The sequence below is a fragment of the Pseudomonas sp. FW305-96 genome, assembly GCF_058783825.1.
The window spans coordinates 97636-112843 of the sequence record NZ_JBYSYW010000001.1; the positions used below are offsets into that span (position 1 = coordinate 97636).

10 protein-coding genes are annotated in these 15208 nt (G+C 67.2%); 8 read left to right on the forward strand and 2 right to left on the reverse strand.

Going from position 1 to position 15208, the window contains the following annotated elements:
- Nucleotides 1–46: 46 nt before the first annotated feature.
- A complete protein-coding gene (gene zwf / locus AC3WL2_RS00470) occupies nt 47–1555 on the reverse strand; it encodes a glucose-6-phosphate dehydrogenase (RefSeq protein WP_102684441.1) in 1509 nt (502 codons plus the stop codon).
- Nucleotides 1556–2575, reverse strand: a complete 1020-nt coding sequence (gnd, locus tag AC3WL2_RS00475; protein ID WP_256582509.1) for a phosphogluconate dehydrogenase (NAD(+)-dependent, decarboxylating) — start codon at nt 2573–2575, stop codon at nt 1556–1558.
- A 161-nt stretch (nt 2576–2736) separates the two neighbouring features.
- Between gnd and AC3WL2_RS00480 the strand changes: the two genes are divergently transcribed.
- The 8 genes from AC3WL2_RS00480 to AC3WL2_RS00515 all read left to right on the forward strand — a co-directional run bounded on the left by AC3WL2_RS00480 (nt 2737) and on the right by AC3WL2_RS00515 (nt 15064).
- Complete coding sequence (locus AC3WL2_RS00480; protein WP_219730232.1) at nt 2737–2904, forward strand: DUF6026 family protein; 168 nt, start codon at nt 2737–2739, stop codon at nt 2902–2904.
- Nucleotides 2905–3392: 488 nt separating this feature from the next.
- Nucleotides 3393–4952: a glycogen synthase GlgA gene (gene glgA, locus AC3WL2_RS00485; protein WP_102684443.1), complete on the forward strand. Its 1560-nt coding sequence runs from the start codon at nt 3393–3395 to the stop codon at nt 4950–4952.
- A gap of 14 nt (nt 4953–4966) precedes the next feature.
- Entirely contained in the window at nt 4967–6709 is a 1743-nt protein-coding gene (gene treZ / locus AC3WL2_RS00490) for a malto-oligosyltrehalose trehalohydrolase (RefSeq protein WP_102684444.1), read from the forward strand.
- Nucleotides 6706–8775 (forward strand): 4-alpha-glucanotransferase, encoded by a 2070-nt coding sequence (gene malQ / locus AC3WL2_RS00495; protein ID WP_102684445.1) that lies wholly within the window; start codon nt 6706–6708, stop codon nt 8773–8775. Before treZ ends, malQ begins: the two co-directional genes overlap by 4 nt.
- Entirely contained in the window at nt 8772–11546 is a 2775-nt protein-coding gene (locus tag AC3WL2_RS00500) for a malto-oligosyltrehalose synthase (RefSeq protein ID WP_102684446.1), read from the forward strand. The genes malQ and AC3WL2_RS00500 overlap by 4 nt, the downstream gene beginning before the upstream one ends.
- Before the next feature lie 17 nt (nt 11547–11563).
- Entirely contained in the window at nt 11564–11806 is a 243-nt protein-coding gene (locus AC3WL2_RS00505; protein ID WP_102684447.1) for a DUF2934 domain-containing protein, read from the forward strand.
- Between the two features lie 156 nt (nt 11807–11962).
- On the forward strand, nt 11963–14116 hold the full coding sequence (gene glgX / locus AC3WL2_RS00510; RefSeq protein WP_102684448.1) for a glycogen debranching protein GlgX: 2154 nt from the start codon (nt 11963–11965) through the stop codon (nt 14114–14116).
- 165 nt (nt 14117–14281) lie between these two features.
- Entirely contained in the window at nt 14282–15064 is a 783-nt protein-coding gene (locus tag AC3WL2_RS00515) for an endonuclease/exonuclease/phosphatase family protein (RefSeq protein ID WP_102684449.1), read from the forward strand.
- Nucleotides 15065–15208: the final 144 nt, after the last annotated feature.

Consider the following 15208-nt stretch of genomic DNA (forward strand, 5'->3'; position numbering starts at 1 on the left):
GGCACACCTGCGCGCCTACCGCCAACGGCGGTAGGTCGCTGCAGGCTCACCCCAGCTTATGCCACTCGCGCTTGTCCCGCGCCAGCAGCTCGTCGCCGGCCTCGGGGCCATCCTCTCCCGCCGCATACTCATGCACCTGGCCACCCTCGGCCGCCCAGGCATCGAGGAACGGCTGCACGGCACGCCAACCGTTCTCGATATTGTCGGCGCGCTGGAACAGGGTCTGGTCACCGGTAAGGCAGTCGTAGATCAATGTCTCGTAGCCGGTCGCCGGGGTCATCTTGAAGAAGTCCTTGTAGGCGAAACCCAGCTCGACATTCTCCATCACCAGCTCCGGCCCCGGGCGCTTGGCCTGCAGGTCGAACCACATGCCTTCGTTGGGCTGGATCTGGATCTTCAGGTAGTTGGGCTTGGGCCGCTCCAGTTCGCTTTCGCGGAACTGCGCGTAGGGCGCCGGCTTGAAGCAGATGGCGATCTCGGTGTCGCGCACGCTCATGCGCTTGCCGGTACGCAGGTAGAACGGCACCCCCGCCCAGCGCCAGTTATCGATCATCACCTTGAGGGCGACATAGGTCTCGGTCTGGCTGTGCGGGGCGACATTGGCCTCCTCGCGGTAGCCGGGGAGTTTCTTGCGGCCCTGCTTGCCGGCGCCGTACTGGCCACGCACGGAATTGCGCAGGGCCATTTTCTGCGACCAAGGGCGAATGGCGCCGATCACCTTGGCCTTTTCACCGCGTACCGCATCGGCGCCGAAGGCCGCCGGCGGCTCCATGGCGACCATCGCCAGCAGCTGGAACAGGTGGTTGGGCACCATGTCGCGCAGGGCGCCGGTATTGTCGTAGAACGCCCCGCGCGTCTCGACGCCGACGGTTTCGGCGGCGGTGATCTGCACGTGGTCGATGTAATGGTTGTTCCAGAACGATTCGAACAGGCCGTTGGAGAAACGGCTGACCAGGATGTTCTGCACGGTTTCCTTGCCCAGGTAATGGTCGATGCGGTAGATCTGCCGCTCGTTCATCACTTTGAGCAGGCAAGCGTTCAGCGCTTCGGCGCTGGCAAGGTCAGTGCCGAAGGGTTTCTCCACCACCACCCGGCGAAAGCCGCCGCCCGACTCGTCGAGCAGGCCGGCGTCGCCCAGGCGCTGGGCCACCTCGGGGAAGAAGCGTGGCGAGGTGGCCAGGTAGAAAATGGCATTGCCATGGCCGGTTTTAGCGATGCGCCGAGCCAGGGCCTGGTAAGTCTCGGGGTCGAGGAAGTCGCCGGTCTGATAGTCCAGGCGCTTGGCCAGTCGCGCCCAGCGCTTCTCGTCCAGGCACTTGGCACGCCCTTCCACGCCCTTGTCCCGCGCCTGCATGAACGCATGCAGGCCCGCGGCAAAGTCCTCGGCCGTGGCCGGGTTGTGGTCGACCCCGACGATACGCAGGTTGCGGTCGAGCAGGCCGTCACGGCTGAGGTTGTACAGCGCCGGCATCAACAGGCGCTTGACCAGGTCGCCGTTGGCGCCGAACAGGAACAAGGTGCATGGCGGCGCCGCGGGGATGGTCGATCTAGTCATCTAGTCCTTCTTTTTCTCGACGTGGCCGCCGAAGCCCAGGCGCATGGCGGAGAGGATCTTGTCACCGTAGGTGCCCTGCTGCTGGCGCGAGCGGAAGCGGGCAAAAAGCGCGCTGGACAGCACCGGCACCGGCACGGCCTGTTCGACGGCGGCGTCGATGGTCCAGCGCCCTTCGCCGCTGTCCGATACCGAGCCGCTGAATTCGGTCAGTTGCGGGTCGGCGACCAGCGCGTCGGCGGTCAGGTCCAGCAGCCAGGAGGTGACCACGCTGCCGCGGCGCCACACTTCGGCGATCTCGGCGACATTGAGGTCGAAGCGCTGTTCTTCCGGCAGTTCCGGGCCACCCTTGCTGCGCAGCAGGTCGAAACCTTCGGCGTAGGCCTGCATCAGGCCGTACTCGATGCCGTTGTGCACCATCTTCACGTAGTGACCGGCGCCGGGCGGGCCGGCGTGGATATAGCCATGCTCGGCGCGCTCGTGCTCGCCGCTGCGGCCCTGGGTGCGCGGAATGTCGCCGACGCCCGGGGCGAGGGCCTTGAACAGCGGCTCCAGGCGCTCGAACACCTCTTTCTCGCCGCCGATCATCATGCAGTAGCCACGGTCCAGGCCCCACACGCCGCCCGAGGTGCCGACGTCGAGGTAGTGCAGGCCACGCTTGCCCAGCTCGGCGGCGCGGCGCACGTCGTCCTTGTAAAAGGTGTTGCCACCATCGATGATGGCGTCGCCCGGCTCGAGCAGGTCGGCCAGTTGCGCGATGGTCTGCTCGGTGATTTCGCCCGCGGGCAGCATGACCCACACCGCGCGCGGCGCCTTGAGTTTCTGCACCAGCGCACCGAGGTCGTGGGCGCCGACGGCCCCCTCGCCTTCCAGGGTGGTGATGGCTTCGCGGTTGCGATCGTGGACCACAGTGCTGTGACCTGCGCGCATCAGGCGCCTTGCGATATTGCCGCCCATGCGGCCAAGCCCGATGATTCCCAGTTGCATGTGCCGACGCTCCCGTTGGTTTTGCTTTACAACAATTGAAGATTTCAGATTAGTCCAGCGTTCTGGCGTAGGGTTCACCGACGAACGGGGCGACAACGATAAACAAAAAAGTTCCCAAGGACCTGCAAAGAATTCAGAATGCGCGCCGCGTGAAGCGTCTACGCTTCAAAATGTCACCAGCCATGCGAGGTGTGCCCATGGGAACCCTGATGCCTGCCACTCCCACCCAGACCCTCTATGTCACCGTGCGCCGCGATGAGCTGCGCCAGTTGAAGGATGAGCGCGATCACCTGCGCCAGCAAGTCGCCCAACTGAACCTGCTGCTCGAACAGGCCCGTTTGCAAGGCAAGGCCGCTGGCCTCTGACTCACCGCCCCTCTGCGTGGGAGCTGCCAGGCTCCCACCTCGCCTCAGCTTCCCTTCCTGATTACGTTGTGCCGCGTCTGTCGCGAATCCGCTGCGCCTACGCTGGCTAGCCTCATATTTTGCAACAACTCGCCAACGTTTGCGCGTCTAAACAGTCGCGACAAAAATGACCAACGGGTCACTTTCATGCCGCTTCGTCTCCTACACTCCAGATTCGGCCCGCGTTTTGCTCGGAAAAAGTGACGTAAAAAAGTCGAACTTTCCAAAACACGGGCAGGTCAGGACTTAAGTAGGGCCGACGCAAGGACTGCCTGACGCCAGGCCCGCACACCCCAACCAGTCCATACGTCTTTCGGCGGGAATGCCGAGCGTGCCGTGCCTGCGCGCACGAATCTGGGGCAAGGAACGCACTACGAAGATGCAACAACGATCAGAGAGCAGACCCACGAGCCAACGCCAAGCAAACAGAACAAGGGACGGAGAGAAGTATGATCAGTGCCGCTGTCGAACCTCACGTAGAGTCATTCAACCCGGATAACCGCGAGCCGCTGCCATCGGCACTCGCCCCGACAGTCAAGGCACCCGGCGCGCAGCGCCAGCACAACCCGAACAAGCGCAAGATCCTGTTCGTCACCTCGGAGATCGCCGACCTGGTCAAGACCGGCGGCCTGGGCGACGTGTCCGCTGCCCTGCCCCGTGCCCTGGCGCACCTGCACGATGTGCGCGTGCTGATCCCCGGCTACCGCCAGGTGGTCGAGAGCGACAACCCCATTCACATCGTCGGCGAGCTGGGCGGCCACGCCGCGCTGCCGCCGTGCAAGATCGGCCGCATGGATCTGGCCGACGGCCTGGTGATCTATGTGCTGATCTGTCCCGAGCTGTACCAGCGCGACGGCACGCCCTACGGCGCCAATAACGGTCGCGACTGGCCCGACAACCACATCCGCTTCGCCCGCCTGGGCCTGGCCGCCGCGGAAATCGCCGCCGGCGAAGGCATGGCTCACTGGCGCCCCGACCTGGTGCACGCCCACGACTGGCCGGCCGGGCTGGCCCCGGCCTACATGCACTGGCGCGGCCTGAGCACCCCGACCTTGTTCACCATCCACAACCTGGCCTACCAGGGCGTGTACAGCCGCGGCTGCAGCCCGGAACTGGCGATCCCCGACCACGCCATGCAGCAGGAAGGCATGGAGTTCTACGGCAAGCTGTCGTTCCTCAAGGCGGGGCTTGCCTACGCCAGCCATATCACCACGGTCAGCGCCACCTACGCCCGGGAGATCACCACCCCTGAGTTCGGCTGCGGCCTGGATGGATTCCTCGCCAGCAAGGCCCAGCAGGGACTGCTCGGCGGCATCCCCAACGGTATCGACGAAAGCTGGGACTCGGCCACCGACCAGCACCTGGACCACAATTTCAGCATCAACGACTGGGAGGGCAAGGCGCGCAATGCCGACCAGGTACGCGCGCTGTTCGGCCTGCAAGCAAGCGAGGGGCCGCTGTTCGCCGTGGTTTCGCGGTTGGTCTACCAGAAAGGCCTGGACCTGACCCTGGGGGTGGCCGACTACATCGTCGAACAAGGCGGCCAGATCGCCATCATCGGCCGTGGCGAACCGGAGGAAGAGCAGGCCATGCGCGAACTGGCCCTGCGTCACCCCGGCCGCATCGGCGTGCGCATCGGTTTCAACGAGACCGACGCCCGGCGCATGTTCGCAGGCAGCGACTTCCTGCTGATGCCGTCGCGCTACGAGCCCTGCGGTCTGAGCCAGATGTACGCCCAGCGCTTCGGCTCGCTGCCGGTGGCGCGCAACACCGGCGGGCTGGCCGACACCATCGAGAACGGCGTGACCGGCTTCCTGTTCAACGACTCCACCGAGGACAGCTATCGCGAAGCCCTGGGCCGCGCCTTCTATGTGTACGGCAAGAAGCACCTGCTCAATGCCATGCGCTGCCTGTCGATGACCCAGCCATTCAACTGGTGCCAGGCGGTGGAACCCTATGCGCGCCTGTACGAAGACCTGGTGAAGCAGACGCAGCACGCCCATTACTGAGCGGAGAGCCGACGATGCACAAGCATGGCGCACAGTTGCTGGACGCCACGTCGGCGCGCTTCGCCCTGTGGGCGCCGGATGCGCGCAGCGTGAGCGTGGCGATCGGCCAGCAGCCACCCGTGGCACTGCTGCCCGACGACGATGGCTGGTACACAGGCGTCGCCCCTTGCCAGGCGGGCGAGCGCTATCAGTTCGTGATCGACGATGAACAGCGAGTGGCCGACCCGGCCTCGCGCTGCCAGCCCGAGGGCGTGCATGGGCCCAGCGAGCTGGTGGACATCAGCCACTACCCGTGGCACCACGCGTGGCAAGGCCGTCCGTGGCACGAGGCGGTGATCCAGGAGCTGCACGTGGGCCTGTTTGATGGCTACCACGGCGTGGCCCAGGTGCTGCCACGCCTGGCCGGGCTGGGCATCAGCGCCATCGAGCTGATGCCGCTGGGGCAGTTCCCCGGTGAGCGCAACTGGGGCTATGACGGCGTGCTGCCGTTTGCCCCCCAGCACAGCTATGGCCGCCCCCAGGACCTGTGCGCGCTGGTCGACGCCGCCCATGGCCAGCGCTTGATGGTGCTGGTGGACGTGGTCTACAACCACTTCGGCCCGGACGGCAACTACCTGCACCGCTACGCCAGCCCGTTCTTCCGTGAAGACCGCCAGACACCGTGGGGCGCGGCCATCGACTTCCGCCGCGCCGAGGTGCGCGAGTTCTTCATCCAGAACGCCCTGATGTGGTTGTGCGACTACCGCTGCGACGGCCTGCGCCTGGACGCGGTGCACGCCATCGACCAGCCGGACTTTCTCGTCGAGCTGGCCCAGCGGGTACGCGCCACGGTCGAGCCTGGGCGGCAGGTCTGGCTGGTGCTGGAGAACGAGCACAATCAGGCCATGCTGCTCGAGCAAGGCTTCGACGCGCAGTGGAACGACGATGGCCACAACGCCCTGCACGTACTGCTGACAGGCGAAACCGAGGGCTACTACGCCGACTACAAGGACCGGCCGATCGACCAGCTGGCGCGCTGCCTGGCCGAGGGTTTCGTGTTCCAGGGCCAGCCCGACCGCCACGGCAGGCCCCGCGGCGAGCCCAGCGGCCATCTGCCGCCCAGCGCCTTCGTGCTGTTCCTGCAAAACCACGACCAGGTCGGCAACCGCGCCCTGGGCGAGCGGCTGTCCCGGCTCTGCCCGCCGCAGGCGCTGAAGGCCGCCACCACCCTGCTGCTGCTGGCACCGATGATCCCGCTGCTGTTCATGGGCGACGACGACGGCAGCCGCAAGCCGTTCCTGTTCTTCACCGACTTCCACGACGCGCTGGCCGACGCCGTGCGTGAAGGTCGCCGGGGTGAGTTCGCTCATTTCGAGGCCTTCGCCGACCCGCAGAAGCGCGAGCAGATACCCGACCCCAACGCCGAGGCCACCTTCGAGACCTCCAAACCTCGGCAACAGGAGGTACTGGCCGGCTGGCACGGCCTGTACCAGCAGTTGCTCGCACTGCGCAGGCGCCATGTCATCCCGCATCTGCCTGGCACTCGCGCCGAGGGCTGCGAGGTACTCGGCGCCAAGGCGCTGACCGCCCGCTGGCGCCTGGGCGACGGCCAGCTGCTGCGCATCGACCTGAACCTCGATGCCCAACCCCGGCCGGTCACCTTGCCGGCCCTGCCCCGCCGCCTGTTCGACAGCAGCGACAACGCCCACCCCGACTCGAGCCTCGCCGCGCACAGCTGCGTGGTGAGCCTGCTGCCACCCGACCAGGAGACGCCATGAGCGCAGAGCCCCTTCACCGCCTGGCCGCCCGGGCAGGCCTGGCCCGCGACTGGATAGACGCCAATAACCGCCCGCAGCAGGTCAGCGATGACGTGCTGCGCCTGGTGCTCGCCGGCCTTGGCCACCCGGCCGGCAACGCCGCCGACATCGACGCCAGCCTGCGCGCCGTGGAGCAGGCCGAAGACAGCGAGCACCTGCCACCGCTGCTGACCGTGGACATCGACCAGCCCCTCGACCTGCAGCGTTACTTCAGCGCCGCCAGCCAGGTGCGCTGCAGCCTGGAAGACGGCAGCCAGCGCAGCCTGACCCTGGACGCCCAGGCGCGGCTGCCGGCCGGGTTGCCCCTGGGCTATCACCGCCTGGATATCGATGGCCGGACCTGCACCGTGGCCGTGGCACCGGCGCGTTGCCATGCCCTGCAAGACTGCGTGGAGCAACCCCCGCCCCGTTGCTGGGGCCTGGCCGTGCAGCTGTACAGCCTGCGGCGCCCCGGCGATGGCGGCTTTGGCGACTGCCTGGCACTGGAACAACTGGCACGCCACGCCGCCGAGCGCGGCGCCGATGCCCTGGCCATCAGCCCGATCCACACCCTGTCGGCCTTCGACCAGCACCACTACAGCCCCTATTCGCCCTCCAGCCGCCTGCTGCTCAATGTGCTCTATGCCAGCCCCGGCGTGGTCTTCGGCGAACGCGAAGTGCGCATGGCCATCGAGGCCTGTGGCCTGGAGGCGACCCTCGAAGCGCTGGAGCAGCATACGCTGGTGGACTGGCCCAGGGCCGCCGAGGCCCGTCTGCGCCTGCTCGAAGCGCTCTACCGGCACTTCAGCCAGGGCGAGCACCCCTTGCGCGCGGACTTCGACAGTTTCCGCGCCAGTGCCGGCGAGCAACTGGAACACCACTGCCGCTTCGAAGTACTGCAGGCCGAAGCGGTGAGCAGCGGCCTGGGCGCGGACTGGCGCAACTGGCCCAAGGCCTGGCACAACCCCTACGACCCCGAGGTCGAGGCCTTCGCCAACGCCTACCCGGCCCGGGTCGAGTTCCATGCCTTCTGCCAGTGGCTGGCCGAGCGCAGCCTGCAACGGGCCCAGGACGCGGCGCGCGGCAACGGCATGGCCGTGGGCCTGATCGCCGACCTGGCAGTGGGCGCCGACGGTGCCGGCAGCCAGGCCTGGAGCCGCCAGGACGAACTGCTGGCCGAACTCAACGTCGGCGCCCCGCCCGATATCCTCAACCGCGCCGGGCAAGACTGGGGCATCTGCGCGTTCTCTCCCGAAGGCCTGCGGCGCAACGGCTACCGCGCCTTCATCGAAATGCTGCGGGCCAACCTGGCCCATGCCGGCGGCCTGCGCATCGATCATGTGATGGGCCTGCGCCGCCTGTGGCTGATCCCCCGTGGTGCCCGGCCCAGCGAGGGCGCCTACCTGAATTACCCGCTGGACGACCTGCTGCGCCTGCTGGCGCTGGAGTCGGCGCGACACCAGGCGATCATCCTTGGCGAGGACCTGGGCACCGTGCCCGAGGGCCTGCGCGAGCGCCTGGCCGACAAGGCCGTGCTGGGCATGCGCGTGCTGCCGTTCGAGCAGCAGCCGCCCGGGCGCTTCACGCCGATCCTCGACTGGCCGGACAACGCCCTGGCCACCACCGGCACCCATGACCTGGCTCCGCTCGCCGGCTGGCTGGCCAGCCGTGACATCGACTGGAGCCATCGCCTGCAACTGATCGACGCCGCCACCGAACTGCACTGGCGCCACACCCGGGCCCTGGAGCGCGACGGCCTGCGCCGCACCCTGGAGCAGAACTACGGGCCACTGCGCGACGATGCGGCGCTGATCGACGCGGCGATCCGCTACGTCGGCCATACCCGCGCACCGCTGGTGCTGGTGCCGCTGGAGGACCTGCTGGGCAGCGACGAGCAACCCAACCTGCCCGGCACCACCACCGGCCATCCCAACTGGCGCCGCCGCTTCAAGGCGCCAGTACGCGAACTGCTGGACGACGAGGACGCCGCCCGGCGCCTGGAACTGCTGGCCCAGGCCCGCGAACAAGCCTGGGAGCGTGACCGATGAAACCCTTGACCGCCACTCTGCGCCTGCAACTGCACAGCGACTTCACCCTCGACCACGCGGTACCGCTGGTGCCTTATTTCGCCCGGCTGGGTATCAGCCACCTTTACGCCTCGCCCATCCTCACCGCCCGCGCAGGCTCGCGCCACGGCTATGACGTGGTCGACCCAACCCGGGTCAATCCCGAACTCGGCGGCGAGGCGGCGCTCGAACGCCTGGTGGCCGCCTTGCGCCAGCATGGCATGGGGCTGATCGTCGACACTGTGTCCAACCACATGGCCGTGGGCGGCGCCGACAACCCGTGGTGGCAGAGCCTGCTGGCCTGGGGCCGGCGCAGCCCCTACGCGGAATTCTTCGATATCCAGTGGCATTCCAGCGACCCGTTGCTGGCCGGGCAACTGTTGCTGCCGTTTCTCGGCAGCGACTATGGCGCCGCCCTGCACAACGGCGAGATCCCGCTGACCTTCGATGCGCAGCACGGGCGCTTCGAAGTCGCCCACCATGAGCACCGTTTCCCGATCTGCCCACTGGACTACCCACGCATCCTTGGCCAGGCCGAGGACCCGCGCCTGCAAACACTGGCCGCGCACTTCAGCGCCCTCGGCGAGGCGGCCGACCCTCTGGCCGAGGCCCAGCCGCTACACCGCGAACTGGCAAGCCTGGCCGCCGCCGGCGCGGATCCGCAACCCGCCCTCTCTGCCTTCGACAGCCGCGGCGAAGCAGGCTTCAAGCGCCTGCACCTGCTGCTCGAGCGCCAGACCTACCGCCTGGCCAGCTGGCGCACCGCCGCCGACGACATCAACTGGCGGCGCTTCTTCGACATCAACGAACTCGGCGGCCTGCGCGTGGAGCGTGCCGTGGTGTTCGAGGCCACCCACGCCAAGCTGTTCGAGTTGATCCAGCGCGGCCTGGTCGATGGCCTGCGCATCGACCACATCGACGGCCTCGCCGATCCGCGCCGCTACTGCCGCAACCTGCGCCGCCGGGTCGATTCACTGCTGGCGCGACGCCCCGTCGATGCCGCGCTGGCGCACTTCCCGATCTACGTGGAAAAGATCCTCGGCGCGGGCGAACACCTGCACCGCGACTGGCTCACCGACGGCACCACCGGCTACGAGTTCATGAACCAGGTGTCGCTGCTGCAGCACGACCCTGCGGGCCAGCCCGCCTTGGACGAACTATGGCGCAACACCAGCGAGCGTCCCGAATTCCCCGAGGAGGTGCGCATCGCCCGGCACCTGGTGCTCAACGCCAGCCTGGCCGGCGACTGCGAATCGGTGGCCCAGGCCCTGCTGCAGGTGGCCCGCGACGACCTGATGACCCGCGACCTCACCCTCGGCGCCATTCGCCGGGCGCTGCAGGCGCTGGTCGAGCACTACCCGGTGTACCGCACCTACATCAATGCCTGCGGCCGGCCCGCCGAGGACGAGGCGTTCTTCCAGCATGCGCTGGCCGGGGCGCGCCAGTCGCTGGGGGAGGCCGACTGGCCGCTGCTCGGTCAGCTCGAACGCTGGCTCGGCGGCCAACCCTGGCGGCACCTGCCGCCGGGCCGGCCGCGCAAGCACCTGCGCCACGCCTGCGTGCGCTTCCAGCAACTGACCGCTCCCAGCGCCGCCAAGGCCGTGGAGGACACCGCCTTCTATCGATCCGCCCGGCTGCTGTCGCGCAACGACGTGGGCTTCGACGCCGAGCGTTTCGGCGCCGATACGGCCTGGTTCCACAACGAAGCCCAGCGCCGCCTGCGCGACTTTCCCGACAACCTGCTGGCCACCGCCACCCACGACCACAAACGCGGCGAGGACTGCCGCGCGCGGCTAGCCGTGCTCAGCGAACGCGCGCCCTGGCTGGCCAGCCGTGTCGAGCACTGGCGCGAGCTGGCAGCGCCGTTGCGTGAGGAACTGGACGATGGGCAGGCGCCAAGCCCCGGCGACGAGCTGCTGCTGTTGCAGACGCTGCTCGGCAGCTGGCCGCTGGACCTCGACCTGCATGACCCGCAAGCCCTGAAACGCTACGCCGAACGCCTTCGCCAATGGCAATGCAAGGCCCTGCGCGAAGCCAAGCTGCGCAGTAGCTGGGCGGCCCCCAACGAACGCTACGAGCGTGCTTGCGCGGCCTACGTCGACGGCCTGCTGCTGGACGAGGAAAATCAGCAGCTGCGCCAGTCCCTGCATGAGACCGCGCAGCGGCTGGCCTGCCCCGGCGCCTTGAACGGCCTGGCGCAGTGCCTGCTACGCATGACCACCCCCGGCGTGCCGGACCTGTACCAGGGCAACGAGTACTGGGACCTCTCGCTGGTCGACCCGGACAACCGCCGCCCGGTGGACTACCCTGCCAGGCGCGCCAGCCTCGACGACGGCACGCCCCTGGCCGAACTGCTCGCCCACTGGCGCGATGGCCGCATCAAGCAGGCCCTGGTGGCCCGCGTGCTGGACGCCCGCCAGGCCCATCCAGAGCTGTTCCAGCGCGGCGCCTATCTGCCACTGACCGTGCAGGGCCGCCACGCCGACCAGGTGCTGGCCTTTGCCCGCCTGGGCCAGGGCGAACGCGCCATCATTGTCGTGCCACGGTTGGCCAGCGCCCTGCTGGGCCCGGCCGCCACCCCGTTGATCCCGGCACAGAACTGGGACGATACCCGGCTTGTACTGCCGTTTGCCTTGTCGCCTGCCAACTGTTCGGGACTTTTCGGCGGCGGTGCTGTCACCCCTTCAAGGGAGCTGATGTTGAGCACCGTGCTGGCAGAGTTTCCGGTCAATGTGTTGATTGATCATGCCTAACTGTATTCAGGAGCGTCGTGATGAGTGTCGATGAAAAGCGTATTCGCGAGTTCGCGTATCAGATCTGGGAGTCGGAGGGTAAGCCTGAGGGGCGCGAGGCGGAGCATTGGGACAAGGCGCGCAAGCTGGCCGAGGCCGAGGCGCTGGCCCCCAAGGCGCCACCACGCAAGAAGGCAGCGGCCAAGCCGAAGGCCGCTCCCCCCGTGGAAAAACCGCTCCCGGTGAAAAAAACCAGAGCAGTGAAGAAGCCGGCAGTCTGAATTCGTCGTAGTACCTGTACCGGCCTCATCGCTGGCAAGCCAGCTCCCACAGGGTCCGTGCAGACTTCTCAGGTACCGCTGTACCTGTGGGAGCTGGCTTGCCAGCGATGGGCCGCACAGCGGCCCCGCTTCCGACCACGGACCATGAGGACCGCCATGAGCCCCCGCACCCCGAAGAAAACCCGATCCGTCGCCCCATCGCGCATTCGCGAAGGCCTGCCCTTCCCCCTCGGCGCCACCTGGGACGGCCTTGGGGTCAACTTCGCCCTGTTTTCGGCCAACGCCACCAAGGTCGAGCTGTGCCTGTTCGACGCCACGGGCGAAACTGAAATCGAGCGCATCGAGCTGCCCGAGTACACCGACGAGATCTACCACGGCTACCTGCCCGACGCCCACCCGGGCCTGGTCTACGGCTACCGGGTGCACGGCCCCTACGAACCGGAGAACGGCCACCGCTTCAACCCCAACAAGCTGCTGATTGACCCCTACGCCAAGCAATTGGTGGGCACGCTGAAATGGTCCGAGGCGCTGTTCGGCTACACCATCGGCCACCCCGACGGCGACCTGTCGTTCGATGAGCGTGACAGCGCGGCGTTCGTGCCCAAGTGCAAGGTCATCGATCCGGCCTTCACCTGGGGCCGCGACCAGCGCGTGTCGATCCCGTGGGAGCGCACCATCATCTACGAGGCCCACACCCGCGGCATCAGCATGCGCCACCCGGCGGTGCCCGAGCACCTGCGCGGCACCTTCGCGGGCCTGGCCAACGACGAGCTGCTGGCTCACATCAAGGAGCTGGGCGTGTCGAGCATCGAGTTGCTGCCGATCCACGCCTTCGTCAACGACCAGCACCTGCTGGACAAGGGCCTGAACAATTACTGGGGCTACAACAGCATCGCCTTCTTCGCCCCCCACCCGCGCTACCTGGCCAGCGGCAAGATCGCCGAGTTCAAGGAGATGGTCGCCCACCTGCACGACGCAGGGCTCGAAGTGATCCTCGACGTGGTCTACAACCACACCGCCGAAGGCAACGAACGCGGCCCGACCCTGTCGATGCGCGGCATCGACAACGCCTCGTACTACCGCCTGATGCCCGACGACCGGCGCTTCTACATCAACGATTCCGGCACTGGCAATACCCTCGACATGAGCCATCCACGGGTGCTGCAACTGGTCACCGACTCGCTGCGCTACTGGGCCGGCGAGATGCATGTGGATGGCTTTCGCTTCGACCTGGCGACCATCCTTGGCCGCTATCACGACGGCTACAGCGAGCGCCACGGCTTCCTCGTCGCCTGTCGCCAGGACCCGATGCTCAGCCAGACCAAGCTGATCGCCGAACCCTGGGACTGCGGCCCGGGCGGCTACCAGGTGGGCAACTTCGCCCCGGGCTGGGCGGAGTGGAACGACCGCTTCCGCGATACCGTGCGCAGCTTCTGGAAAGGCGATGAAGGCATGCTCGCCGACTTTGCCGCGCGCATCACCGCCTCGGGCGACCTGTTCAACAACCGCGGCCGGCGCCCCTACGCCTCGGTCAACTTCGTCACCGCCCACGACGGTTTCACGTTGCGCGACCTGGTGTCGTACAACGACAAGCACAACGAGGACAACGACGAGAACAACCAGGACGGCACCGACAACAACCTGTCGTGGAACTGCGGCGTCGAAGGCCCCACCGACGACCCGGCGATCAACGCCCTGCGCATGCGCCAGATGCGCAACTACTTCGCCACCCTGCTGCTTGCCCAGGGCACGCCGATGATCGTCGCCGGCGACGAGTTCAGCCGCACCCAGCACGGCAACAACAACGCCTACTGCCAGGACAGCGAGATCGGCTGGGTGAACTGGGACCTGGACGAGGACGGCCAGGCGCTGATGGCCTTCGTCAAGCGCCTGACCCGGCTGCGCCTGGCCTATCCGATCCTGCGCCGCTCGCGCTTCCTGGTCGGCGACTACAACGAGGCAATCGGGGTCAAGGACGTCACCTGGCTGGCCCCGGACGCCAGCGAGATGACCGTCGAGCAGTGGGAAGATCCGCACGGGCGTTGCCTGGGCATGCTGATGGATGGCCGCGCCCAGGTCAGCGGCATCGCCCGGCCCGGCGCCGAGGCGACCATGCTGCTGATCGTCAACGCCTACCACGACGTGGTGCCCTTCACCCTGCCGGCGGTGCCGGAGGGCGACTACTGGAGCTGCCTGGTCGACACCGACCGGCCCGAGCTGCGCAAGGCGCAGCATCTGGCGTTCGATACGGTGTTCGAGGTCAAGGGGCGGTCGTTGCTGCTGATGGTGTTGCAGCGGGAGGAGGACTGAACCTGCAATGGGCCTTTTAGGTCCTACACTGTAGCTTTGATCGCCAACGCTGCCCCCTGTAAGAGCGGCTTTAGCCGCGATCCAGACGCCGCGATGCAGGGCACCCGCTTCGCGGGTGATCGCGGATGAATCCGCTCCTACAGGGACGTGTCAACAGGAGCCGTCGTGAGCAGTCCAGGTTTCGCCAGCGTCAGCCAGGCCCCGGCCGTGCACCGGGTCAAGGTGCTGACGGTCAACACCCACAAGGGCTTCACCGCCTTCAACCGACGCTTCATCCTGCCGGAGCTGCGCGAGGCGGTGCGCAGCACCGGGGCCGATGTCGTGTTCCTCCAGGAGGTGCTCGGCAGCCACGACCGCCACGCCGCGCGCTACCCCGGCTGGCCCCAGACTTCGCAGTACGAATTCCTCGCCGACAGCATGTGGAGCGACTTCGCCTACGGCCGCAACGCGGTCTACCCCGACGGCCACCACGGCAACGCGCTGCTGTCCAAATACCCGATCATCGAGCACCGCAACCTCGACGTGTCGATCACCGGCCCCGAGCGCCGCGGCCTGTTACACTGCGTACTGGACGTCCCCGGCCAGCAGCAGGTGCATGCCATCTGCGTGCACCTGTCATTGCTCGAGCGGCACCGGCAGCAGCAGCTGCACCTGCTGCGCCAGTTGCTCGACGCCCTGCCCGCCGACGCCCCGGTGATCATCGCCGGCGACTTCAACGACTGGCGGCTGCGCGGCAACCGCACCCTGCGCCTGCACCGCGACCTGCACGAGGCCTTCGAGCGCCATCATGGCTTGCTCGCCCGCACCTACCCCGCCCGCCTGCCCCTGTTGCGCCTGGACCGCGTGTACCTGCGCAATGCCGACAGCCACGCGCCGAGAATCCTCGGCAACAAACCCTGGACCCACCTGTCCGATCATTTGCCGCTGGCGGTGGAGGTACGCTTGTAGCAACGATTCGGCATAGCGGCGTGGCGGCAAATCACCATTGTCGATATGCGTGAATTAATTTCCAATTGATTCAATAACTTGTGTATCCAAACAGGCATTTCGCGATCATTTCACGCTTTCTTGACGCAAGCGCCGTCCTCTCCT